Below are 24,305 nucleotides of genomic sequence, written 5' to 3'. Positions count from 1 at the left end.
AGCGCATCGCGCGCGGCTGCCTCGCGGCGAACGCGCGGGCGTTCCCGCCCGCGCTGTCAGGTGCCGATGGCGGCCGGCCGCTTAGGTTCGGCCGGCCGTCGCGGAAAGCGCAGCCAGAAGGTCGTGCGGCGGCCCGGCTCGCTGTCGACGCCGCATTCGCCGCCGTGATTGTCCATGATCGACCGGACGATCGCGAGGCCGAGCCCCGTGCCCGACGCCGAATTGTGCCGCGACGGATCGACGCGATAAAAGCGCTCGAAAATCCGCCCGACATGCTCGGCGTCGATGCCGGGCCCCGTATCGGACACGGCGATCGTCGTCGCGCCGCCCTGCTCGACGCAATCGATCGTCACGACGCTGCCGCGCGGCGCATAGGTCAGTGCATTCGACAGCAAGTTGCTCAACGCGCGCTGATACAGCGTCAGGTCCGCATCGACCCATGCGTGGCCGTCGACCTTCACGGTCACACCTTCGTCTTCCGCCAGCGGCTCGTAGTAGCCGGCCACCCGCTCCGCCTCCTCCGCCGCGTTCAGGCGCCGCACATCGATCGACGTGCCGGCCTGTTCCGAACGCGCGAGAAACAGCATGTCCTCGATCATCCGCGACAGCCGCTGGTATTCGTCGATGCTCGACTCGATCACGCTCCGGTATTCGTCCGCACCGCGCGGTTGCGACAGCACGACCTGCGCGGCCGCCTGCAGGTTGGTCAGCGGCGTGCGCATGTCGTGCGCGAGATTCGACGAGAACTGGCTCAGCCGCGTGAACGATTCGTTCAGCCGCGCGAGCATCCCGTTGAACGCATGCTCGAGCTCCTTCAGCTCGCCGGACGTATCGAGTTCCGGCAGCGGATGCGCGAGCCGGCTCGACGACATCTGCTCCGCGCGCGCCGCGAACCGCCGCAGCGGGCTCAGCCCGAGCGCGGCGATGCCGTACGCGATCGCGGCCGCGATCACCACGCCGAACACCTGGATCACGACGATCGTATAGGCATGCGTGCGCAACAGCAGCATGTCGGCGCTGCGGTCGTACTGCACGGCGACGCGCACCACCGGCGCACCCGCGCCGGCGAGCGGGACGGTAGTCAACAGATACTGGTGCCGCGCGCCGGGCGGTGCGACGCCGACCGGCGCGCGCCCGGCGTTCATCGACAGCAGCGGCGCGTACGGACGGAAGCCGGGCGTGCCGACCAGGCGCGCGCCGCTTGCATCGAAGATCGCGAGATCCATGTTCGGATGCCCGTGCAACTGGTCGATCCAGATATCGGGGTTGCGCGCGACGTCGGCCGTCGCGCGCGCCTCGGCCAGGTGCGCCCCCAATGCGGCGGAGATGCCGGCCATCTGCTCGGCCGCGGTCGTCTCGACGCGGTTGCTCAGCGCTTCGTACAGTGCGACGCCGCTCGACGCGAGGATCACCGACGTCGACAGGATAATCAGCGCGGTCAGCCGGCCGCGCAGCGTCCGCGGCAGCAGGCGCGCGATCATGCGGCCGCGCCGCCGCGCGTTTCGAGCACGTAGCCCATCCCGCGCACCGTGTGGATCAGCTTCGGTTCGTACGCATCGTCGATCTTCGAGCGCAGCCGGCGGATCGCCGAATCGACGACGTTCGTGTCGCTGTTGAAGTTCATGTCCCATACCTGCGACGCGATCGTCGCGCGCGGCAGGATCTCCCCTTCGCGACGCATCAGCAGCCACAGCAGCGCGAACTCCTTCGCGGTCAGCAGGATCGTGTCGCCCTGCCGCGTGGCCTTGCGGCGCGTCAGGTCGAGTTCGAGATCGGCCACGCGCAGCGTGTTCGAATCGCGCGGCTGGCCGCGCCGCAGGATCGACTTGATGCGTGCGGTCAGCTCGACGAAGTCGAACGGCTTCGCGAGATAGTCGTCCGCGCCGAGCTCGAGCCCCTTCACGCGGTCGCCCACGTCGTCGCGCGCGGTGAGGAACAGCACGGGCGTCGACTTGCTGCGCCGCAGGTTCTGCAGCAGCGTCCAGCCGTCCTGCCCGGGCAGCATCACGTCGAGCACGAGCAGGTCGTACTCCTCCGTTTCGGCCTGGTGCTGGCCCGTGATGCCGTCCTCGACCCAGTCGACGACGTAGCCGGCCTCGGTCAGGCCCTTGCGCAGATACGCGCCCGTCTTCGGTTCATCCTCGACAATCAGAATTCGCATCACGCATTACCCTTGAAGAAACCCAGCCGGCGCAGCACGCTCGCGCCGAAACCGCCGCGCAACGCCGCGCGCCACGACACCGCATGGCTGACCCGGTACAGCACCGGCAGCACCAGCAGCGTCAGCGCCGTGGACGACAGGATACCGCCGATCACGACCGTCGCAAGCGGGCGCTGCACCTCGGCGCCGGTGCCGGTCGCGAACGCCATCGGCAGGAAACCGAGCGACGCGACCAGCGCGGTCATCAGCACGGGCCGCAGCCGCGTGAGCGCGCCGTCGTGCACCGCGGCATCGAGCGGCATGCCTTCGTCGCGCAGGTTGCGGATGAACGAGATCATCACGAGACCGTTGAGCACGGCCACGCCGGACAGCGCGATGAAGCCGACCGCCGCCGTGATCGACAGCGGAATCCCGCGCAGCCACAGCGATACGACGCCGCCGCTCAGCGCGAACGGAATGCCGGTGAACACCAGCAGCCCGTCCTTCACGTTGTTGAACATCACGAACAGCAGCACGAAAACCATGAACAGCGCGAGCGGCACGACGAGCTTCAGGCGCTCGCTCGCGCTTTGCAGCTGCTCGAACTGCCCGCCCCACGATACCCAGTACCCGGCCGGCACGCGCACGTCCTGCTGCAACTGCTCGCGCGCATCGGCGACGAACGAGCCGACGTCGCGGCCGCGCACGTTCGCGCTGACGACCACCCGCCGCTTGCCGTCCTCGCGGCTGATCTGATTCGGGCCGGGGGCCACGTCGATCGTCGCGAGCTCCGCGAGCGGCACGTACGGCGCCGCCGCGAGCGGCGCGCTGGCGCCGGCGGCCGGCGCGGGCAGCGCGATCGGCAGCCGCTTGATCGCCTCGATGTCGGAGCGCAGTTCGTCGGGCAATCGCACGACGATGTCGAAGCGGCGGTCGCCCTGGAACAGCGTGCCGGCCTTCTGCCCGCCGACGGCCGCGGCCACCGAGTCCTGCAGGTCGGCGACGCTCACGCCGTAGCGCGCGAGCTTGTCGCGGTCGAGGTTGACGGTCAGCACCGGCAGGCCCGTGGTCTGCTCGACCTTGACCTCCGACGCGCCCGGCACCTTCTGCAACGCGGCCGCGATCTGCTCGCCGGTCTGGTTCAGCACGGCCATGTCGTCGCCGAAGATCTTCACGGCGACGTCGCTGCGCACGCCCGAGATCAGCTCGTTGAAGCGCAGCTGGATCGGCTGCGAGAACTCGTACGCGTTGCCCGGCAGCTCGGCGAGCGCGTCCTCGATCTCGCGCACGAGCTGGTCGCGCGGCTTCTTCGGGTCGGGCCACGTATCGGCGGGCTTCAGCATGATGTAGCCGTCCGACAGGTTCGGCGGCATCGGGTCGGCCGCGATCTCGGCCGTGCCGGTGCGTGCGAACACGCGCTCGATCTCGGGAAAGCGCGCCTTCAGCGTCTTCTCGATCGACTTCTGCATCTCGACCGACTGCGACAGGCTCGTGCCGGGAATCCGCAGCGCGGACACGGCCAGATCGCCCTCGTTGAGGCTCGGAATGAACTCGCTGCCCAGCCGCGTCGCGAGCCCGAGCGTGACCAGCACGATCGCGCCCGCCCCGATCATCACGCGCGCCGGGCGCGTCATGAACGCGGCGAGCACCGGCTCGTACGCTCGGCGCGCCCAGCCCATCAACCGGTTCTCCTTCTCCTCGACCCGCTCGCCGATGAACAACGCAACGGCCGCCGGAATGAACGTGACGGTCAGCACCATCGCGGCGGCGAGCGCCATCACGACGGTGATCGCCATCGGGTGGAACATCTTGCCTTCGACGCCGGTCAGCGCAAAGATCGGCAGATACACGACCATGATGATCAGTTGCCCGAAGATCAGCGCGCGGCGCGCCTCCTGCGATGCGCCGAACACTTCGGCGAAACGCTCGTCGCGCGTGAGCGGCCGGCCGGCCGCCGACTGCGCATGCGCGAGCCGCCGCACGCAGTTCTCGACGATCACCACCGCGCCGTCGACGATGATCCCGAAGTCGAGCGCGCCGAGGCTCATCAGGTTCGCGCTCACCTTCGCGTTGACCATCCCCGTGAAGGTCATCAGCATCGACAGCGGAATCACGAGCGCGGTGATCAGCGCCGCGCGGATGTTGCCGAGGAACAGGAACAGCACGGCGATCACGAGCACCGCGCCTTCGAGCAGGTTCTTCTTCACGGTGGCGACGGCCTTCTCGACCAGCACCGTGCGGTCGTACACCGGAATCGCCTTCACGCCGGCCGGCAGCGTGCGGTTCACGTCCTCCATCTTCGCGGCGACGGCCTTCGACACCGTCCGGCTGTTCTCGCCCATCAGCATGAACACCGTGCCGAGCACGACTTCCTCGCCGTTCGACGTCGCGGCGCCGGTGCGCAGTTCGCGGCCGATGTCGACCGCGCCGACGTCCTTCATCCGCACCGGGACGCCGCCGACGTTGGTCAGCACGATGTTCGCGATGTCGTCGACGGTGCGCGCCTGGCCCGGCACGCGCACCAGATACTGCTCGCCGCGCTTTTCGATGTAGCCGGCGCCGACGTTGTCGTTGTTGCGCTCCAGCGCGCGCACGACGTCGGCAAGCGTCAGCCCGTATGACATCAGCTTCGCCGGATTCGGCGCGACGCGGTATTCCTTCACGTAGCCGCCGATCGAGTTGACCTCGGTCACGCCGCGCACGTTGCGCAGTTGCGGCCGCACGACCCAGTCCTGCAGCTCGCGCAGGTCGGCCGCCGTATAGCGCGTGCCGTCGGGCTTGCGCGCGTTGGCGTCGGCCTCGACGGTCCACAGGTAGATCTCGCCGAGGCCGGTCGACGTCGGCCCCATCGCGGGCGCGATACCGGCCGGCAGCTTGTCCTTCGCTTCCTGGATGCGCTCGTTGACGAGCTGCCGGGCGAAGTAGATGTCGGTGCCGTCCTTGAAGATGACGGTGACCTGCGACAGCCCGTAGCGCGAGATCGAGCGCGTCTGCTCCAGCCCCGGCAGCCCGGCCATCACGGTCTCGACCGGATAGGTGATGCGCTGCTCGGCCTCGAGCGGCGAGTAGCCGGGCGCGGACGTGTTGATCTGCACCTGCACGTTCGTGATGTCGGGCACCGCGTCGATCGGCAGCCGCTGGTAGCTGAACACGCCGAGCGCGGCCACGGCCGCGATCGCCAGCATCACCAGCCAGCGATGCGCAATCGCAAAGCGGATCAGGCGCTCAAACATGTCGGGATTCCTTGAAACGGAGCATGGTCGGCCGCACCGGCCGGGCCGCGCGGCCGGTCACCCGGCGGATCGGGAAGCAGGCCGCATAGCGGGCCGCCAGTCGCGCCACGGCGCACGCGTATTGCTCATTCATGTTCCGCGCTCCCCTTGCCGAGCTCCGCCTTCAGCACGAAGCTGTTCGACGCCGCGTATTCCTGCCCAGGCTTGAGCCCCTTCAACACCTCGGTCGCGCGTTCGTCGCGCCGCCCCGTTTCGACGGCCTGCGCGACGAAGCCCTTCGGCGAGCGCACGAACACCGACGGCGCACCGTCGACGTCCTGCAACGCGTCGCTCGCGACCGCGAGCGGCACGGCCTGCCTGCCCGCGTCGACCGACACGTTCACGAACATTCCCGGGCGCCACACGCGGTCCGGGTTCGGCAGCACGACACGCGCCGGCGCGGTGCGCGTCTGCTCGCCGAGCAGCGACCCCACGTACGCGATCGGGCCGCTCGAACGCGATTCGAACGCGGTCGCGCTCACCGTGGCATCGCGACCGACGCGCACGTCGTTGAGCCGCTGCGCGGGCACCGCCATCTCGGCCCATACGGTCGACAGGTCGGAGATCACGAACATGCTCGCGTCGGCGGCAATCGCCTCGCCCGGCGTCGCATGCTTCTCGACGATCGTGCCCGCGAACGGCGCGCGCAGTTCATAACGGTTCAGCGCGCCCGCGCCGACCGGCGCATTCAGCGCGGCGAGCTTCTGCCGCGCGTTCTGCACGGCGATCTCGGCCTCGCGCAACTGCACCTGCGCCTGCTGGTAATCCTGCTCGGCAGAGATACGCTCCTTCCACAGCGTGCGTTCGCGTTCGTAGGTTGCGCGCGCACCCGACAGCCGGCGCTCGGCCGTCAACAGCTCGCTGCGGCGGTCGGCGAGATCGGTGCTCGCGATCACGGCGAGCACCTGCCCTTTCGCGACGTTCTGCCCCAGCGACACCGACACCTGCTCGACGATGCCGGCCACGCGCGGCACCACGTGCGCGGTGCGATCCTCGTTGAACTTGATTTCGCCGGGAAGCTGGAACGGCGTCGCGATCTGCGCGGGGCCGGCTTTCGCGAGCGCGATCCTCGACGTCGCCAGTTGTGCGTCGGTCAGCGCGATCGCGCCGTCGGCGCGTGCGAACGGGAACGACGCGGCGTCGTTGCCGGCCTTTACGTCGATCGTCGCATCGAACACGTGCGGCTTCGCGATCGACTGCGCGGACACGAACTTCTGGCCGGCCGCGTCGAATCGCAACGGCTCGTGCGTGCGGTCGTACCGCACCAGCGTGCCGGACACGGTCACGCCCTTGTCCACCGGCTTGCCGTCGACGAACGGATAGACGACGAGCCGCGCGTCGCCAGGCTTTTCCGTCATCACGATCTCGACGGACAGCTTGCCGCGCTTCAGCACGACACCGCCGCGCGCACCTGCGCCCTCGGCCGGCTGCGCGGCATCGGCGGCCGGCGGCGCCGATGCGCTGCTGCCGCCCCGCGTGACGGCGAGCGCGCCGATCACGATCCCTGCGCCGCCGAGCACGGCCGCCGCAATAACGAAGATTCTGCTGCGTAACATGATGATCCTTCAGGTAAGAGGGGCGCTCATTGCGCGACGGCCGCGAGCGGCGTGCCGACGAGCCGGCCGATATCGGCGCGGGCCGCATGGGCGCCGGCGAGCGCACGCACGTATTGCGACTGCCCCTGGAACAGCGTGCGCTGCGCGTCGAGCACGTCGAGGAAGCTGAACTTCCCGAGTTCGTAGCCGCGCGACATCGCATCGAGCGCGAGACGCGCGGCCGGCAGGATGTCGGACTTCAGCCGCTGCGCTTCCTGCTCCGCGGCCTCGAAATTCGCGTATGCCTGCGTCAGTTCCAGCCGCAGACGCGTGCGTTCGCGATCGAGATCGGCGTTCGCGCGCTCGGCCTTGTGCGTCGCCTCGAGCAGCGCGCCCTTGTTCGTGTTGAACAGCGGAATCGGGATCGATACGCCGACCACGGCCTGGTTGTCGGGCACGCCGCCCGTGGTCACGCGCTTGAAGCCCGCGCTGACCGTCACGTCCGGAATGCGCCGCGCGCGCTCCAGCGACACGGCTGCGTTCGAACGCAGCATCTCGGCACGCGCGACCCGCGCGAGCGGCGCATCGTCGAGCTGCACGGTCAGCGCGGACAGCGGCTCGACCGGCGGCACGGTTTCCAGGTCGCCGCGCGCCGCAAGGCGGTCATCGCGCGCTTCGCCCATCACCGCGTTCAGCTTTTCGCGCGCGACCTCGACACGGCCGCGCGCGGTCACGACTTCGATCTGCACGCCGGCCGCCGCCACCTGCGCCTTGGTTGCCTCGACCGGCGACACCTTGCCGGCCTGCGCGCGACGCCCCGCGAGATCCGCCGAGCGCGCGGCGATCGCGGCCGATTCCTCGGTCACCTGAAGCTGGCGCTGCGCGGCGAGCAGCCCATAGAACGCGGCGATCACGTCGGCACGCACGGCCGCGCCCTGCTCGTCGAGCGACGCGTTGGCCGCCTCGCGGCCGTACGACGCCACGTCGAGCCGCGCGCGGCGCTTGCCGCCCAGTTCGATGGTCTGGTTGATCAGCGCAGTGGACGTGCGTTCGGCGCGGCTGAAGCCTTCCTGCAGGAACGACACCTCGGGGTTGGGGCGCGCGCCGGCCTGCATCAGCGCGCCGGCCGACGCATCGACATCCGCGCGCGCGCCGCGCAGCGCCGGATTGTTCCGGGCCGCGACCGCGAGCGCATCGGAGAGCGTCAGTGACGATGCGGGGAGCGTATCGGAGGGGAGAGCGCCGATCGGCGTCGCGCTGCTGGCGGCAGCGGCGCCCGGCCCCGGCGACAGCGATGGCTGCGCATGAGCCGTCGCGGCCGTCGCGAAAACGATGGCCGCGGCGAGGTTGAGCTTGAGCATGTTCGGTTCTGCGGTAACGGTTCGCGACCGATGCTACGGACCGGCCGCAGTGCGAACATGAGGCGAAGATGATATTTCCGTCATGTTGGGCGCAACCGTACGCAGGCGTGCGGTGCCCTGTGGGAACGGCGTCCCCTTTCGACGATCAGGAAGATTCGGTGACCGCGCGGTGCGATGGCCGCACGAAAGAATACAGAGGTTCGGAGAATCGAGACGCGCAGACCACACGCCCTGCGTGTGAATCAGGTGATGCGTTGCTTCCCCCGCCGCCGCTGCACGAGCCAGTCGAGCAGTTGCCGCCCGTCGCGTTCACCAAACCACCGCGCATGCCCGATCAGGTAACCGTCGTACGCGATATCCACGATCGCCGGCGCATCGATGATGCAGCCGAAATACGCGACTTCCGACAGCGCGAACTCCGTATGCACGATCGGCAACAGCGCGACGAGCGCCGCATACGCATCGTCGCTCAGCGGTTCGAGCGATTCATAGCCGTCGAGCAGCGCGTCGATCTGCTCGTATTCGACGCGCCGCGCATCGGCCGGCGCCATCCAGTCGACCGTATTGCGCTCGATCGCGAGCGCGAGATCCATCACCGCGCAGGTGCGATCCGACAGCCCGAAATCGAGCACCGTCCGCACCTGCGCACCAGGCCCCGCATCGGTCCACAGCAGGTTCGACGCGTGCCAGTCGCCGTGCGTCCACAGCGGCGTCAACGTGGGCAGCAACGGCACGAGGCGCGCGTGATACGGGCCGATCGCATCGGCCACGTCGCCGCGCCAGTCGCGCGAGCCGAGCGCGCGCACCAGCAGCGGCTGCGCATCGACCCAGCGTTCGAGCGCGTCCGCCAGATCGGCGGACGACAGCACCCGAAAACTCGACAGCAGCGTGCGCACGGGCCGCGCGGGCGCATCGTAGCCGGCCGACGCGCGATGGAGTTCGGCCAGCGCACGGCCGGCCGCATACGCATGCGAAGGATGCATGAACGGCTGCCACGACATCACGCCGCGATACGGATCGACGCCGGGCGCGAGCACGTGCACCTCGTACGTCCACTCGCCGCACGCGAACGCGGTTGCACCGTGACGATCGGCCAGCACGTCCACCACCGGCATCCCGCGTTCACGCAGATGCGCGATGAAGCGATGCTCTTCCTCGAGCCCCGCGACGTCGCGCAGGCTCGCGTGATGACGCTTGACGAACAACCCGCGCCCGTCCGCCATCCGCACCAGCACCGCTGCCGCGAACTGCCGCGGGCTGTGCCACGTCAGCCGCACCGGCTCGCCCGCGCCGTCGATCCGCGCGAGCACGGCCGCCACCTCGTCGTGCGTGATCAGCGGCCAGTCGCGTTCGGCCTGCTCGCCGTCCACGCCGAATTGCGGCGGTGCGACGTCGCGCGACAGGGGGCCGTCCGGCTCGAGGGGGAATGACATGAACGACGTTGCTCCGTGGTTGAATCCGTGCGCGGATCAGCGCGCGCCGCCGCCCGATGCGAGCGGGCCGCCAGCGGCCGCGCGCAATGCGGCGGCCGTGCGGCTCCAGTCGCGCCAGCCGACGACGGCCAGCCCGATGAACAGCGCATAGAGCCCGGCAGTCAGATACAGCTCCTTGAACACGAACATCCCGACGTACACGACGTTCACGATGATCCACAGCCCCCACGACGCGATGTAGCGCCGCGCGGTCCAGTATTGGGCGACGAGGCTGAACGCGGTCAGCGACGCATCGACGAACGGCAGCGCCGCATCGGTCCAGCGCGCCATCATCCCGCCGAGCAGCGCACTGCCGATGACCGCTGCGATCAGGTCGGGCAGCATCCTGAGCGGCCGCACGCCGGTCACGGGCGCGACGTCGCCGGCTGGCGCAGCCCCGCCGTCGGCACCACCGCCCGCCTCGCTCGCGCGCTGCGCGAGCCAGCGCTGCCAGCCGTACACCTGCAGCACCGCGAACGCGCCCTGCAGCAGCATGTCCGAGTACAGCTTCGCATCGAAGAAGATCCAGCCGTACAACGCGACCGACGCGAGGCCAACCGGCCAGCACAGCATGCGCCGCTTCGCGGTCAGCCAGATCGCGAGCGCGCTGACGATCACGCCGGCGATTTCGAGTGGGGACATCGTCTGTGCTCTCCTGAGAGGCTGCCGGGGCCGCGCGTCACGCGGCCGAACCCGGTCGGTCAGAAATCATAGGTCAACGATACACGCGCGGTGCGCGGCGCACCGGGGAACAGGTACGCATCGCCCTGCTGCTCGCCGGCGTCGCGCCAGTAGAACTTGTTGAACAGATTGTCCACCGACACGCGCAACACCGTGCGATGGCCGCCGATCTTCGTCGTATAACGCGCGCCGAGATTGAACACGAACCACGACGGCACGCGCGCGGTGCCTTCCTCGTTGGCGTTGCGCGCCGCGCTGTATTCCACGCCGCCGAGCACGTTCAGGCCCGCGACGCCCGGCACCGCGTAGTCCGCGTACAGCGACGCGCGCAGCGCGGGCACGTTGATGATCTGGTGCCCTTCGTATGCGGGCGACCCCGAATCGACCGCGCGGGCGCGAATCGCCGCGACGCTGGCCGTCAGGCCCAGCCGCTCGGTCACGCGCCCGGCCGCGCCGAGTTCGATCCCCTGGTGGCGCTGGGTGCCGCGCTGCACGAACGTATAGCTCGTGCCCGATGCATCCGGGTCCGCGAACTGGAACGGCTTGCTGATCGAGAACACGGCGGCCGTGAGGCTCAGCCGGTCGAGCCAGTCGTATTTCGCGCCGACCTCGATCTGGTGCGATTCGACGGGCGGCAGGAACGCATACGCGTTGGTCGCGCGCACGGGCGCCTGGTCGCCGAGCGACAGCGCCTTGCTGTACGACGCATACAGCGACAGCACGTTCACCGGCTTGTAGACGAGCGCGACCTGCGGCAGGAACACCGAGCGGTCGGTATGCGTCGTCTCGCCGTCGAGGCTGCTCCAGCTGCGCTGGCGCAGCAGCACTTCCTTGCCGCCCGCGAGCACCTGCCAGTGTTCGCCGATACTGATGCGGTCGAGCCCGAACACGCCGTACTGCCATGAATCGAGCTGCGGATACGAGGGCCCTGGCGTATTCGGCGACGGTGCAAACGTGACGTCGGGTCCGTAGACGTTCTCGCTGCCGACATAGTCGTACACGGCAGTCGCCATGTGCACGACGCGGCGCTGCACGCTCACGCCGAGCGTCAGCTCGTGCCGCAGCGGCCCCGTCGCGAACTTGCCGGTCGTGACCGCGCGCAGATCGTCGTTGCGCCGGTATTCGCCGGGGCTGCGGAAGTCGTACACGTCGTAGTCGCCGTTCGCGCCGAAGAAGAACGGCGACGTCGCGCCGGCCGCGCAGCTTGCCGCGTAATAGCAGCCGTACGCGAACGCGCTGTTGTCGTCGATCATCGTGCGGCTGCGGCCGGCGGCGATATAAGCCTTCCAGTCGTCGTTGAACTGGTAGTCGAAACGCGCATTCAGGTTCAGCGCGTCGGTCGTCACGGGTTTCGCCCACGGCTGCGTACCGAGCGCCTTCGACGTCGTCTTGACCGACGGCACGACGGTGCCGCCCAGCAACTGGTAGCCGGGCGCGGAACGCTGGATCCACTGCTGGAATTCGGCATTGAGCTGCAGGCTCGCGCGCGGGCTGATGTCCCAGTCGGCGGCGATCGAGCCGAACGTGCGCCGTCCGTTCGTGCCGTCGATATAGGAGTGCATGTTCTCCTTCGCCGCATTGATCCGGAACCCGAACTGATGATCGGGGCCGAAGCGGCGGCCGAGATCGACGGCCGCCGACGTCGAGCCGCGGCTGTCGACGCCGCCCGTCACGCTCGCGACGTTCGCGGAACGCTTGGTCACGAAATTGATCACGCCGCCCGGCGCGACGACGCCGCTGTCGATGCCCGCGAGCCCTTTCAGGATCTCGACGCGCTCCTTGTTCTCGAGCGGCACGTTCTGCTCGCCGGACACCGTCAGCCCGTCGATCCGGATCGCGCTCGCGAGATCGACCGGAAAGCCGCGGATCGCGAAGCCTTCGAAATAGCCGACCGGCGCATAGTCGTTGACGACCGACGCGTCGTTGCGCACGACGTCGCTCAGCCGCTTCGCCTGCTGATCGTCGATCACCGCGCGTGTGATCACGTTGACCGACGCCGGCGTGTCGCGCAGCGGCGCGTCGTCGAGCCCGGCGACCGACGCTTCGCGCGCGCGCAGCGGCTGGCCGCGCTCGCCGCTCACCGTGATCGCGGGCAACGTCGCGTTGCCGGCCGCCTCGGCGCCCGGCGCGGGCGTGTCGCCCTGAGCCACGGCAGCCTGCGCCGCGAAAAGCGTGACGCCGAGACCGACACCGAGCCCGACCTTCGCGCGCCGCCGCCGTGCGGGCGCCGCTGTTGTTCTATTCACCGTCATTGTTCTGGATGGAAAACTCGCCACTCGACCTGTCGAAACCCGAAACCCGAAACCCGAAACCCGAAACCCGAAACCCGTTAGGAAGCTGCGAAACGTGCGCCCGCGAATGCCGCCGCGCCCATCACCGGACACGTGCGTCGACACGATATTCATCAGACGAACCGGACCCTGCGGCGTGCACGCGGGCCGACCGGTCGGAACAACGCAGGATGGGACATCGGATTCGGATGACGCGCCGGGAACCGACCCAGCGGCCGACGGGTTCGTCGGGTGCCTGTCGGCTGGCCGGCTGCCTCGCGCGGTCGTGTCATGCGGGGGACGCTTCGAACGCCCCGGTGCGGGCGGCGGGCACGCGCGCCGGCCGTTCATCGGAACGGCGGCCTGCCCGTCGCGCGACATCGCGGCGTGGCGCGCATTTTACCCCGGGCGGGGCGAAGGGCCGCAGAGTCGGGCGGAACGGGGACGGGGGACGGGGACAGACGGCTTGGGCGGCGCGATAACGGCGGCGACGGCGGCGACGGCGGCGATGCGGTCGCGATGCACGTCGTGCGTGTCGGCCGCCGACGCCAGCGTCCTCCTCCGCCGGTCGGGCGACCTCGAACCGGAGCGGGAATGGCGACCCGCGACCGGTTCATCAGCCGTTCGCTCAGAACCCCTGCATCGTCACGGTCGGATCGACGACCAGATGCACGACGCCGTAAATGACCGCACCGACCAGCAGCGCAAGCAGGATCGCCACGAACGGCAGCAGCGTGAAGTTGGCGTTCGCGAGATCGGTCGCGTGCGCCTTGCTGTTGCGCACGCCGAAAAAACTCCACAGGACCAGGCGGACCATGCCGAGCAGTTTCATGATGGGCTCCTTTATCGAATCGGTTGACGCTATCGTCGATCCGGACGGCATCCGAAAAAAGAAGCAGTTGCGCACGGTTTTCGCGCAGCAGACCATCTGCGGCGGCATGTCGCACACGCGTCAGCGGTCGAGCACGAGCGGCTCCGTCGCGCCTTGCGCGGGCCGAGCGACGCACAGCAGCGCGCAGCCGGGTTCGACCGGCGCATCGGGCGTCTGCTCGTAGTCGACCGCGCCGGACAGCACGCGCGTCGCGCACGTGCCGCAAGAACCGGAGCGGCATTCGGACGGCACGGCCACGCGCTGCCCCTCCGCGAATTCGAGCAGCGTGCCGTCGGCGGGCGTCCACGCGGCGTCGCGCCCCGTGCGCCGGAACACGACCGGCACGCTCGCCGCCGCAGGCGCGGCAGCCGCGCGGGTCGCGCTGCGCGAGACGCTCGACGGCCCGAACGCCTCGAAACGGATGCGCTCGTCGGGCACGTTCAGCGCGCGCAGCCCGTCGTACAGGTCGCGCATGAACGCCGACGGCCCGCACAGGTAGAAGTCGTAATCGTCAAAAGAAAGGACCCGCTTCAGTTGCCCGATGTCGATGCGGCCATGCCGCGCGGCCGAGCTTTCTCGAAGATGACTGTCGAACCAGTGAAGCGACAGGCGGGCATCGGTGGCCGCGACGCGCGCCAGTTCCGCCGCGAACGGCCGGTCGGCTGCTTCGCGTGCGCCATGCACGAACACGACGCGGCGCGACGGCGAGTCGTCCGCCAGCGCGCGGCGCAGCATCGCGACCATCGGCGTGATGCCGATGCCGGCCGACACGAACACGGCCGGCCGCGGGCTCGCGAGATCGAACGTGAAGCGGCCGCGCGGCATCTGCGCGTCGAGCGTCATGCCTGCCTGCGCGTGATCGTGCAACCACGCCGATACGCGCCCCTCTCGCTTCACCGTGATCCGGTAATGCGCGCCGCCCGGCGCATCGGACAGCGTGTAGCTGCGAACCGCCGGCGCGTCGCTGCCCGGTAGCGCGATGCGCAGCGTCAAGTGCTGCCCGGCTTCGTACGCAGGCAATGCGCCGCCATCCGCCGGTTCGAAATGAAACGACCGGATCGCGCGCGCTTCGTCGACGATCTTCGCGATGCGCAGCGATCGCCATGCGGGCGCCAATGCGGGTGCGGCCGCCGACTGCGTCGGTTCGACCGTCGCCGCCGCGCCGCTCGACACCGCCGCCATCGCCATCGCCGCGAACTGCGGCGCACGCTCGACCGCCGACCATCGGAACGGCAGTACGGCCCGCACACGCCGCACTTCCTTCACATGGAAACGCACGACGCGCTGAGCGCCGTCGAACGACGCAACGACCGGCCCGTCCCACACGATTTCCGCGCGCGCGGCGACATACAGCACATCGCCGCTGTCGAAATCGATGAACAGCAGCCCCGCGCGCGGATCGTGCTGCAGGTTGCCGAGCGTGTTGAAGAACCGGTTGCCGCTGAAATCGGGCGTCGTCAGCGTACGCGCATCGTCGACCCGCACGAAGCCCGGCATCCCGCCGCGATGCGACACGTCCGCGCCCCGGGCCGCGCCCGCCTCCGCCGATGTGTTCGCACTCGCGACGAAGAACGTATCGGCCTGCGCGAGCAGCGCGCGGTCCGCGTCGCTCAGCACATCCGACACGTCCGGCGCGACAGACGCCGCAACGTCCCGCGCGACGAAGGTCGGCTTGCGGCCCTGGATGTACTTCGCACAATTGCCGAAGCTCTGCTCGACCGCGATCGTCAATGCATCGCCGTCGACCGTGCGCACGACGCCGTTCACGCGATTGCGCCGCCGCGTATCGAATTCGATTCCGAGGCCGCCCAGCGGCGCACTCGCCTGCCACGCACCGGCCAGCGGATCGCCCGGCAGCGCGGGCGCCGCGATGCGCAGCGTGCGGGCGTCCGGCGACGTGATGAAACCCGGCGCACCGGCCCGCAGCGTCGCCCACGGCTGGCCGTGCGCATCGATGCCCCCGAGCACGAAGAACGGCAGTTGCGCGAAAAACGCTCGGTGCTGGTCCGGCATGAAGCGCCGGATCCCGCGCCGGCCCGCCGCGCTCGCCGCGTCCGTCACGCCTGCGCGCTGCTGCACGGCAAGCTCGCCCGCATGAAATGGCGCGGTATCGAGTTCCCAGCCCGGGACGACGGCGGTCGGTGCATTCATCACGTTCTCCTGAACAGGCGCGGTGGCAGTAATGTCAAGCGGCGAGCAAACCCGCGCGCGTCGTCGGCATCGCGACGAAGCCCGGCAACGCCTCGATACGCGCCAGCCATGCGCGCACGTGCGGATACGGTTCGAGCGACACGCCGCCTTCCGGTGCGTGCGCGATGTACGTGTACGCGGCGATGTCCGCGATCGTCGGCTGCGCGCCGGCCGCGAACGGCTTGCCGGCCAGTTCGCGATCGATCACGTCGAGCACCTTCGCGGCCGTGCGCTTGGCCGCTTCCGGGTCGAGCTGCGCGCCGAACACGGTCACGAGCCGCGCGGCCGCGGGACCCGACGCGATCGGGCCGGCCGCGTACGACAGCCAGCGCTGCACGACCGCCGCGCCGACCGGATCGTCGGGCAGCCAGTGCGCGTCGCCGTAGCGCTTCGCGAGATACACGAGGATCGCGTTCGAATCGGCGATCACGGTGCCGCCGTCGTCGATCACCGGCACCTGCCCGAGCGGATTCAACGCGAGAAACGCCGGTTCGCGCTGCGCGCCGGCCGCGAGATCGACGTCGATGGTCTTCGACGGCAACCCGAGCAGCGACAGGAACAACCGGACACGGTGCGCGTGCCCGGACAGCAGGAACGAATAGACGCGAATGGGCGAGGCGGGCTTGCTGGCGGCAGACATGGAAACACTCCGGAATCTCGCGCCGCCGGGAATCGGCGACGAACGGCTCCAGCGTAGCGCTCGCCGTTCGTCGCCAGAAGACGGATAATCGCGGAAACATTATCCGCTTTCATAGGACAATCGACGATGGCCGATCTGCGCGACGTGAACCTGAACCGGCTGGCGATCTTCGTCGCGGTGGTCGACGCCGGCTCGCTGACGGCCGCCGCCGAGCGGCTCGGCCTCGCGAAGACGGTCGTCAGCACGCACATGCAGCGCCTCGAATCCGAGGTCGGCGCAAACCTGCTGGTGCGCACGACGCGGCGGCTAAGCGTGACCGACGCGGGACGCGTGTTCTACGACGCGTGCCGCGACATCGTGCGCGCCACGGAAGCCGCGCTCGACGCGGTGTCGTCCGACGCCGGGCCGCTGCGCGGCACGCTGCGCGTGAGCGTGCCGATCGACTATGGCGCGCTGGTCGTCGCGCCGGCCGTCGTCGCGCTGCGCGACCGGCATCCGGCGCTCGCCGTCGAACTGGTCGCGAACGACCGCGTCGTCGATCTCGTCGCGGACAACCTCGACGTCGCGATCCGCATCGGGCGGCTTGCCGATTCCAACTATCGCGCGGTGCAGCTCGGCACCTACGAGAAATGGCTGGTCGCGAGCCCGGCGTTCGTCGCGCGACACGGGCTGCCGCGCGCCCCCGATGCGCTTGCCGCGCTGCCGTTCGTGATGCTGTCGTCTCTGCCGCGCCCGCATACGCTCGAACTCGACGACGCACGCGGTGGCCGCGCGTCGGTGCGCTGCGTCGCGCCGGTCGTGTCGAACACCGCGACCGCATGCCGCGCCATCGTGCTCGCGGGCGGCGGCTTCGGGCTGCTGACGGATTTCTCGACCGCGGATGATGTCGCGGCGGGCCGGCTCGTGCGGCTGCTGCCGGGCTGGCGCACGGCGCCGGCGGGGATCCACGCGGTGTATCCGTCGACGCGGCTGCCTTCGCCGAAGGTGCGGGCGTTCATCGAGGCGATGAAGGGGAAGCTGGGGGAAGCGCCAACAGCGCCTACGACAAAGCGCTCATGGTCGAAGTAGCAAGCCACGTGGTTCATTGCGCGCTTACGGTATTCGACGGCAGTGCATTCGCCGATAACGGCGAGCCGCTCCGCCGATGTCGTCGGCAGACGCCGCATCAGATTTTGCTGGTTCGTCTCCGCACCCAATGCGCCAACATCGCGAGCAACAGGCAAGCCAAACAGGCTGGCCAATACGCGACCCAGACCCACGCGCTCCGTTCATGGGCTGCGCTCCAGACGAAGCAGGCACACAGCAGGGTTAGAACGATCAACGAGAAAGCGAAGCGGGATTTCTCGAGCATCCCGGCTGAATGCATCGCCCAAAGCAAGACCGCAGGAAGCAACAGATAGCCCCAATAGAATGCCATCGTCGTCAATTCATCCGACGGCCGGCGGACCAGATTCGATATGTCAACCACCGTCATCACCGACCCGAACGACACCATCAGAAAAACTGCCACGCTGAGGCATACGAAATATCGGCCGTTGTAGTCGACATACCTTGCTCTCACGATCACTCCTTGGTCGATGACGTCAGCCCGTTCCCTATCGCAATGGATCGCGAGATCATCGGTACCTCACGACAACCGCAGCGACGAAGGGGAATCGTTCCACACCCACCACGGCGCCCCCTAACGTAACGGCTCGACCGACGGTGAGGTGAAACCGCTTTCCATTGTGCCGGTCAACGAAGCGCTCCGACAGGTCCAGCTCCAGCGCTCGAAGTTGTAGTTCGTCTGGATCCAGCGATTGCCGACGGCATCACCGCCGGGCTTGCGAATCGACCAACCCAATTCGGCGTCGTAATGTGCTTCATCGCGTTCGTTGGTTACGACGCCCCTGGACTCGACAACGGCCTCGCGCGTCGCGCCGCCCTCGATCTGTCGAGGGCCCTGTTTCGCGCCGACCAGGTCGTGCGCGTACAACTGACGAAGATGCTCCACGCATGCGTCGAAGCTGGCGAACGATTGCGGCGGCATATCCACCGGCGGCAAATGGCCGCTCGCGGAAACGGACGATGCAAACGACGTCGCAACGCTCAACAGGAGAAGGCGGGTGTTGAAGTGCTTCATGTTGGAGTTTCCCGCGTATGCCCGAGCGCCAGCTCCGGGTCGACAACTGCCCGCTAGCGAGCGCTTTTTGACAGGCTGCAATCGGTGTAATAGACACGGCACGCGGTATCGCCATCCGTCTGGCAGATCGCCATGCCTTTCTGTATGGCTTCTTCCTTGGTGCCAGCACCGGCCGTACTGAATCCTTTGCTTCCAACGATCATGGCGCCGCAGCCGTTGGAGTAGGTCAACTGAACTTTGCAGGTAGCCCCACCCTTGGCCTGGCAATCTGCCATCGCCGTGCGCGCGGCTCCGCGTTCGCTTTCCCCGCCGACGGCCGTGCCGAGTACGCCCTTTACACCATCGGTCGCGATCGCTCCCCACGTCGTCGCCAAACTGAACGTGGGCGCCTGCTGTGTGGGTGCCGCCTGCGCGCGGGGGGCCGGGCCACAAGACGTCGCGCTATAGGGAATCCAGCCCGACGGACATGCCACTTGGGCGTGCGCGGTGATACTGATACCGACCAGGCAAGCGATTGAAAGAATTTTGGATCGCATGTTCTCTGTAACGCGTCTAGCGCTTTTCGTGTTATTCCAGTCGCTGGGTTTTCACGGTACTCGATGGGCCGAGATAGCCAAGGGAGCCCTTGACCCGTTTGTCGTTGTACCGACCTGCTCCCCGCGTTTGGTACGGTGACCAAAGCGAATCGACGCACGCGAGCAATCGCCCCCCGCGCGCAGTAACGTACCGACTAACCGTTGTGAAGTGGCGATACTTTCGCAAACGCCGCCTCTTTCATGGCTGGATGCGCGTGCAAATGCGTGCAAATATACCTGAGTTGTTTCGACGGATTCATGCCCGAGCCGCAGTTTCCGACGCCCGCTACCTGCCCGTTCCCAACGTCCCCAGCAACACCTTCCTGCAACTCGCGATCATCTGCGCCTCCGGATCGCGATAGTCGGTCAGCAGCCACGCCGCGCCGACGTTCGTCATCGCGCCCACCAGCGCGAGCCCGATCAGCCGCTGCTCGGTGCGCTCGGCAGGCGTGACGGCCTCGCCCGGCGCGCCGATCGCCATGATCAACTTGCCGAAGTCGATCAGCATGCGCTGGTACGTCATGTCGGTATCCGCGCTCACGCCCATCACCTCGAGCAGCAGCACGCGCGCCGCGCACGGGTCGCGCAGAAACGCGAAGAATGCGGCGAGCCCCGCGTCGACGCGCTCGCGCAGCTCGCCGCCGCGCGCGGCGACCGCCTGCGCGACCGCGTCATGCAGCTGCTGCGCGTGATGCAGGTAAGTGCAGCGCAACAGATCCTCGGTGCTGTCGAACGCCGCGTAGAAATAGCGATCGTTCAGCTTCGCTTCCTGGCAGATCGACCGCACGGTCGCCTTGCGGAAACCCACCGTACCGAACACGCGCGTCGCCGCGCGGATCAACGCATCGCGCCGCTCGGCGGCCCGCACCTCGGGCGCCACGCCGCCATACGCCCGGCCCCTTTTTTCCGTTTCGAGTGCTTTCTCCATTCCGCTATTTGACATCAGGACACCCGAAAACTAAAGTGGTGACGAACAACACCACAATAGATGCGCCGCCGGTGCAGCGCAAGCGGAACGGGAGGACGACGAATGAAGGGGTTTTCCGGCAAGGTCGCCGCGATCACGGGCGCCGGTTCGGGCATGGGCCGCAGCCTCGCGGTCGAGCTTGCGCGGCGCGGCTGCGAGGTCGCGCTCGCCGACGTCAGCGAAACCGGGTTAGCCGGCACGGCGGCCGCCTGCGCGCAGCACGGCGTGCGTGTGAGCACGCGGCGGCTCGACGTCGCCGACCGCGACGCGGTGTTCGCGTGGGCCGATTTCGTTCGCGCCGAGCACGGCAAGGTCAACCTGATCTTCAACAATGCGGGCGTGTCGCTGGCCGCGAGCGCCGAAACCGCGCGCCTCGCCGATCTCGAATGGATCGTCGGCATCAATTTCTGGGGCGTCGTGCATGGCACGCAGGCGTTCCTGCCGCATCTGCGCGCATCGGGCGACGGTCACGTCGTCAACACGTCGAGCCTGTTCGGGCTCGTCGCGATGCCGACGCAAAGCGCGTACAACGCGACCAAGTTCGCGGTGCGCGGCTTCACCGAGGCGCTGCGGATGGAACTCGAACTCGACGGCGCGCCGGTGAGCGCGACCTGCGTGCATCCGGGCGGCGTCGCGACGAGCATCGTCGACGCGGGCCGCGTCGACACCAGCATCCACGCGCTGACGGGCCAGGACGAAGTGACGCATCGCCGCCAGGCCAACCGCCTGATCAACGCGACGACGGCCGACGAGGCCGCGCGGCAGATCCTCGCGGGCGTCGAGCGCAATGCGCGCCGCGTGCTGGTCGGCGCCGACGCACGCCGGCTCGACCGGATCGCGCGCCTGCTCGGCGCCGGTTACCAGTGGCTGATGCTGCGCCACGTGCGCCGCGCCCGCGCACGCAACCTCGAACGCGCGCACGCCCCGGCCACGCGCCCCACCACGCCGACCAAGGATCTCGCATGACCTCGACGACGACGACCGACCGGCGCGACGCGCCGCCCGCCCGCGACACCCGCCGCGACAGTGGCGATAACCACGATACCCGCGACCTCGACGTGCTGATCGTCGGCGCCGGCCTGTCCGGCATCGGCGCCGCCTACCACCTGAAGCAGCGCTGCCCGCATGCGAGCGTGGCGATCGTCGAGGCGCGCGACGCGATCGGCGGCACATGGGACCTGTTCCGCTATCCGGGTGTTCGTTCGGATTCCGACATGTTCACGCTCGGCTACAGCTTCCGCCCGTGGCACAGCGACAAGGCGATCTCCGACGGCCAGACGATCCTCGACTACATCCGCGACACCGCGCGCGCCTACGGCATCGACAAGACGATCCGCTACGGCCAGAAGGTCGTCGCGGCCGACTGGGATTCGAACCGCGCGCGCTGGACGGTGCGCATCGAGCGCACGCGGGACGGCGCGACCGACACGCTCGTCTATACCTGCCGCTTCCTGTTCATGTGCAGCGGCTACTACGACTACGACGCCGGCTACCTGCCCGACTGGGCCGGCATGGACACGTTCGAGGGCCAGCTCGTGCATCCTCAGCACTGGCCGAAGGATCTGTCGTACGCGAACCGGCGCGTGGTCGTGATCGGCAGCGGCGCGACGGCCGTCACGCTCGTGCCGTCGATGGCAGCCGACGCGCAGCACGTGACGATGCTGCAGCGCTCGCCGACCTACATCGTGTCGCTGCCCGCGCGCGACAAGATCGCGAACGCGCTGCGCCGCGTGCTGCCGTCGCGGCTCGCGCACCGGCTCGTGCGCGTGAAGAACGTGCTGCTGACGATGTACCTGTACAACGTGTCGCGCCGCAAGCCGGACCAGACGAAAAAATTCATCATCCGCGCGGCCAGCAAGCAGCTCGGCCCCGACTTCGACGTCGCGAAGCACCTGACGCCGCGCTACATGCCGTGGGACCAGCGCGTGTGCCTCGTGCCGAACGGCGACCTGTTCAAGGCGATCCGCGCGGGCCGCGCATCGATCGTCACCGACGAGATCGAGCGCTTCACGCCGACCGGCCTCCAGCTGAAGAGCGGCCAGCAGCTCGACGCGGACGTGATCGTCACCGCGACCGGGCTGAAGGTGAAGATGCTCGGCGGCGCGCGCGTGACGGTCGACGGCCGCGTGGTCGATTTGCCGGAGACGGTGTCGTACAAGGGGATGATGTACAGCGGCGTGCCGAACCTCGCATCGTCGTTCGGCTACACGAATGCGTCGTGGACGCTGAAGGCCGAGCTGATCGCGCGCTACGTGTGCCGGCTGCTCAACCACATGCGCGCGAACGGGTACGACACGTGCGTGCCGCGGCTCGGCGCGGGCGATCTCGGCGACGTGCCGGCCGTCAACCTGAGTTCGGGCTACATCCAGCGCGCGGCCGGCATCCTGCCGAAGCAGGGGCACCGCAAACCGTGGAAGTTCCACCAGAACTACGTGCTCGATCTCGCGTCGCTGAAGTTCAGCGCGCTCGCCGATTCCGCGATGCACTTCGAACGCCGCGCCCAAACCGGCCCGGCCGCCACCGCGCCGGCTGCCGAACCCGTACTCGAAACCCGCTGAGGCCGACATGACTCCTACGCTCCATCTGATCCAGAACGTACTGCTCGGCGTCGTCGCGGTGCTCGCCGCGCTCGCGCTGTTTTCCGCTTACGTGGCCCGTCGCGTGACGCGCGCGTTTCCGCCCGAAGGCCGCTTCGTCGACATCGACGGCGATCGTATCCACTACGTCGAATACGGCAACGGCCCGCCGATCGTGTTCGTCCACGGGCTCGCGGGGCAATGGCGCAATTTCGCGTACCTGCCGCTCACGCGGCTCGCGCAGCAGCATCGCGTGATCCTGCTCGACCGCCCGGGCGCCGGCCGCTCGCTGCGCGGCGCTGCCTCGCAGGCGAACGTGTTCGCGCAGGCCCGCACGGTCGCCGCGTTCATCGACGCGTTGCAGCTCGACAAGCCCGTGCTGGTCGGCCATTCGCTCGGCGGCGCAATCGCGCTCGCGGTCGGCCTCAACCATGCGGACCGCGTGAGCCGGCTCGCGCTGATCGCGCCGCTGTCGCACGAGCAGACCGAGCCGCCCGCGCCGTTCAAGCCGCTGATGCTGCCGTCGCCGCTCGTGCGCCGTTTCGTGTCGTGGACCTTCGCGATCCCGCTGACCATCCTCACCGGCCGCAAGGCCGTGCGCCAGGTATTCGCGCCGGAGGCCGTGCCGCGCGACTTCCCGGTCAAGGGCGGCGGCCTGCTCGGGATGCGCCCGCACGTGTTCTACGCGACGGCGACGGACCTGCTGTCGGCGCCCGTCGACCTGCCCGCGATGGAGCGTCGCTATGCGGAACTCGCGCTGCCGGTCGACGTGCTGTACGGCCGCGCCGATCCGATCCTGAACTGGCGCGCGCACGGCGACGCGCTCGCGAAAAAATCCGCGCGCGTGCGGTTGAAGGTCGTCGAGGGCGGCCACATGCTGCCGGTCACGATTCCCGAAGCGACGGCCGACTGGCTGCTCGAAGTCGCCGCCGCGCCGGCCGACGTCGCCGCGCAGCCAGTGCGCATCGCGTAGATCGCGGCAACGCAGCGGGGCCTGATTCCGTGGCGGGCAGCCGACGCCGCGACGGCATCAGGCTTCGTCGTCGGGTATCGACAGCCCGAGATCCGAGAGCACCTCGCGCGCGCTGCGAAACGCCTCGACCGCGGCCGGCGCCCCGGCGTACAGCGCGCTGTGCAGCAACACCTCGCGAATCTCGACGAGGCTCGCGCCGTTGTTGAGCGCGCCGCGAACATGCCCCTTCAGCTCCGTGCTGCGGCCGAGCGCCGCCAGCATCGCGCACGTGCACAGGCTGCGCGTCTTCAGGTCGATCCCGCCCCGCTGCCACGTGCTGCCCCACGCATGTTCGTTCAGCCAGTTCTGCAGCGGACGCGAAAAGCCGTCGAGGTCGCGCATCGCGCGCTCGACGAACGCCTCGCCCATCACGTCGATCCGCCGCGCCTTGCCGTATTCCCTGTCCTGTTCGCTCATGTCGGTGTCCTGGTGGTTGGAAGTCGTGGCCGCTGCCGCGCCGCCGGCGGCCGGGGGGGATGTCGCGCCATGTTCTGCGGGACGGCGCGTTTCGTCAAAGATGCGGCCCTCGGTTCGCGGCCGGTCGCGCAACGGGCGGTCGAACGCTACGTAACATCCCGTCGCGCGTTACGGCGCCTTACGGGAACATCGCAGCCGCGACGC

General features: G+C 68.8%; 21 protein-coding genes. 4 read left to right on the top strand and 17 right to left on the bottom strand.

Annotation, left to right across the window (positions count from 1 at the left end; genetic code table 11):
* Window positions 1–56: 56 nt before the first annotated feature.
* The 12 genes from HWX07_RS16540 to HWX07_RS16485 all read right to left on the bottom strand — a co-directional run bounded on the left by HWX07_RS16540 (window position 57) and on the right by HWX07_RS16485 (window position 16,432).
* Window positions 57–1,481, bottom strand: a complete 1,425-nt coding sequence (locus HWX07_RS16540) for a heavy metal sensor histidine kinase (protein ID WP_175876964.1) — start codon at window positions 1,479–1,481, stop codon at window positions 57–59.
* Entirely contained in the window at window positions 1,478–2,161 is a 684-nt protein-coding gene (irlR, locus tag HWX07_RS16535; protein ID WP_034205392.1) for a heavy metal response regulator transcription factor IrlR, read from the bottom strand. The genes HWX07_RS16540 and irlR overlap by 4 nt, the downstream gene beginning before the upstream one ends.
* Window positions 2,161–5,373, bottom strand: coding sequence for a CusA/CzcA family heavy metal efflux RND transporter (locus HWX07_RS16530; RefSeq protein ID WP_175876963.1), 3,213 nt, complete (start codon window positions 5,371–5,373; stop codon window positions 2,161–2,163). Before HWX07_RS16530 ends, irlR begins: the two co-directional genes overlap by 1 nt.
* Window positions 5,366–5,506: a hypothetical protein gene (locus HWX07_RS16525; protein WP_175876962.1), complete on the bottom strand. Its 141-nt coding sequence runs from the start codon at window positions 5,504–5,506 to the stop codon at window positions 5,366–5,368. The genes HWX07_RS16530 and HWX07_RS16525 overlap by 8 nt, the downstream gene beginning before the upstream one ends.
* Window positions 5,499–6,968: an efflux RND transporter periplasmic adaptor subunit gene (locus tag HWX07_RS16520; protein ID WP_175876961.1), complete on the bottom strand. Its 1,470-nt coding sequence runs from the start codon at window positions 6,966–6,968 to the stop codon at window positions 5,499–5,501. Before HWX07_RS16520 ends, HWX07_RS16525 begins: the two co-directional genes overlap by 8 nt.
* Before the next feature lie 26 nt (window positions 6,969–6,994).
* Entirely contained in the window at window positions 6,995–8,308 is a 1,314-nt protein-coding gene (locus tag HWX07_RS16515; protein WP_175876960.1) for a TolC family protein, read from the bottom strand.
* 242 nt (window positions 8,309–8,550) lie between these two features.
* On the bottom strand, window positions 8,551–9,741 hold the full coding sequence (locus HWX07_RS16510; protein ID WP_175876959.1) for a phosphotransferase: 1,191 nt from the start codon (window positions 9,739–9,741) through the stop codon (window positions 8,551–8,553).
* 36 nt (window positions 9,742–9,777) lie between these two features.
* On the bottom strand, window positions 9,778–10,422 hold the full coding sequence (gene pnuC, locus HWX07_RS16505) for a nicotinamide riboside transporter PnuC (protein WP_124547964.1): 645 nt from the start codon (window positions 10,420–10,422) through the stop codon (window positions 9,778–9,780).
* A gap of 59 nt (window positions 10,423–10,481) precedes the next feature.
* Window positions 10,482–12,713, bottom strand: a complete 2,232-nt coding sequence (locus HWX07_RS16500; protein WP_175876958.1) for a TonB-dependent siderophore receptor — start codon at window positions 12,711–12,713, stop codon at window positions 10,482–10,484.
* Between the two features lie 646 nt (window positions 12,714–13,359).
* Window positions 13,360–13,563: a DUF2970 domain-containing protein gene (locus HWX07_RS16495; RefSeq protein WP_006486164.1), complete on the bottom strand. Its 204-nt coding sequence runs from the start codon at window positions 13,561–13,563 to the stop codon at window positions 13,360–13,362.
* 120 nt (window positions 13,564–13,683) lie between these two features.
* Window positions 13,684–15,753, bottom strand: coding sequence for a pyridoxamine 5'-phosphate oxidase family protein (locus HWX07_RS16490; protein ID WP_175876957.1), 2,070 nt, complete (start codon window positions 15,751–15,753; stop codon window positions 13,684–13,686).
* A 34-nt stretch (window positions 15,754–15,787) separates the two neighbouring features.
* The gene (locus HWX07_RS16485; protein WP_023475046.1) at window positions 15,788–16,432 is read right to left on the bottom strand and encodes a glutathione S-transferase; all 645 of its coding nucleotides are present in this window, start codon (window positions 16,430–16,432) and stop codon (window positions 15,788–15,790) included.
* Between the two features lie 126 nt (window positions 16,433–16,558).
* Here HWX07_RS16485 and HWX07_RS16480 point away from each other — a divergent pair, with 126 nt between their 5' ends.
* Window positions 16,559–17,500, top strand: a complete 942-nt coding sequence (locus tag HWX07_RS16480) for a LysR family transcriptional regulator (RefSeq protein ID WP_175876956.1) — start codon at window positions 16,559–16,561, stop codon at window positions 17,498–17,500.
* 97 nt (window positions 17,501–17,597) lie between these two features.
* Here the strand turns inward: HWX07_RS16480 and HWX07_RS16475 are convergent, their stop codons facing one another.
* The 4 genes from HWX07_RS16475 to HWX07_RS16460 all read right to left on the bottom strand — a co-directional run bounded on the left by HWX07_RS16475 (window position 17,598) and on the right by HWX07_RS16460 (window position 20,072).
* On the bottom strand, window positions 17,598–17,993 hold the full coding sequence (locus HWX07_RS16475) for a hypothetical protein (RefSeq protein ID WP_175876955.1): 396 nt from the start codon (window positions 17,991–17,993) through the stop codon (window positions 17,598–17,600).
* 120 nt (window positions 17,994–18,113) lie between these two features.
* The gene (locus tag HWX07_RS16470; protein ID WP_175876954.1) at window positions 18,114–18,554 is read right to left on the bottom strand and encodes a hypothetical protein; all 441 of its coding nucleotides are present in this window, start codon (window positions 18,552–18,554) and stop codon (window positions 18,114–18,116) included.
* Between the two features lie 53 nt (window positions 18,555–18,607).
* Window positions 18,608–19,090 (bottom strand): DUF4189 domain-containing protein, encoded by a 483-nt coding sequence (locus HWX07_RS16465; protein ID WP_175876953.1) that lies wholly within the window; start codon window positions 19,088–19,090, stop codon window positions 18,608–18,610.
* A 325-nt stretch (window positions 19,091–19,415) separates the two neighbouring features.
* Window positions 19,416–20,072, bottom strand: a complete 657-nt coding sequence (locus HWX07_RS16460) for a TetR/AcrR family transcriptional regulator (RefSeq protein WP_006479640.1) — start codon at window positions 20,070–20,072, stop codon at window positions 19,416–19,418.
* A gap of 87 nt (window positions 20,073–20,159) precedes the next feature.
* Here HWX07_RS16460 and HWX07_RS16455 point away from each other — a divergent pair, with 87 nt between their 5' ends.
* The 3 genes from HWX07_RS16455 to HWX07_RS16445 are packed head-to-tail and all read left to right on the top strand — an operon-like array spanning window position 20,160 to window position 23,645.
* A complete protein-coding gene (locus tag HWX07_RS16455) occupies window positions 20,160–21,062 on the top strand; it encodes an SDR family NAD(P)-dependent oxidoreductase (protein WP_175876952.1) in 903 nt (300 codons plus the stop codon).
* Window positions 21,059–22,654, top strand: a complete 1,596-nt coding sequence (locus HWX07_RS16450; RefSeq protein WP_175876951.1) for an NAD(P)/FAD-dependent oxidoreductase — start codon at window positions 21,059–21,061, stop codon at window positions 22,652–22,654. The genes HWX07_RS16455 and HWX07_RS16450 overlap by 4 nt, the downstream gene beginning before the upstream one ends.
* 7 nt (window positions 22,655–22,661) lie before the next feature.
* Entirely contained in the window at window positions 22,662–23,645 is a 984-nt protein-coding gene (locus HWX07_RS16445) for an alpha/beta hydrolase (protein ID WP_124547974.1), read from the top strand.
* A 57-nt stretch (window positions 23,646–23,702) separates the two neighbouring features.
* Here HWX07_RS16445 and HWX07_RS16440 read toward each other — a convergent pair whose 3' ends face one another.
* Window positions 23,703–24,101, bottom strand: a complete 399-nt coding sequence (locus tag HWX07_RS16440; protein WP_175876950.1) for a carboxymuconolactone decarboxylase family protein — start codon at window positions 24,099–24,101, stop codon at window positions 23,703–23,705.
* Window positions 24,102–24,305 lie beyond the last annotated feature (204 nt).

The organism is Burkholderia sp. BCC0097 (assembly GCF_902832985.1).
Taxonomy (GTDB): Bacteria; Pseudomonadota; Gammaproteobacteria; order Burkholderiales; family Burkholderiaceae; genus Burkholderia; species Burkholderia orbicola.
This window is presented reverse-complemented; position numbering and strand designations above follow the sequence as displayed.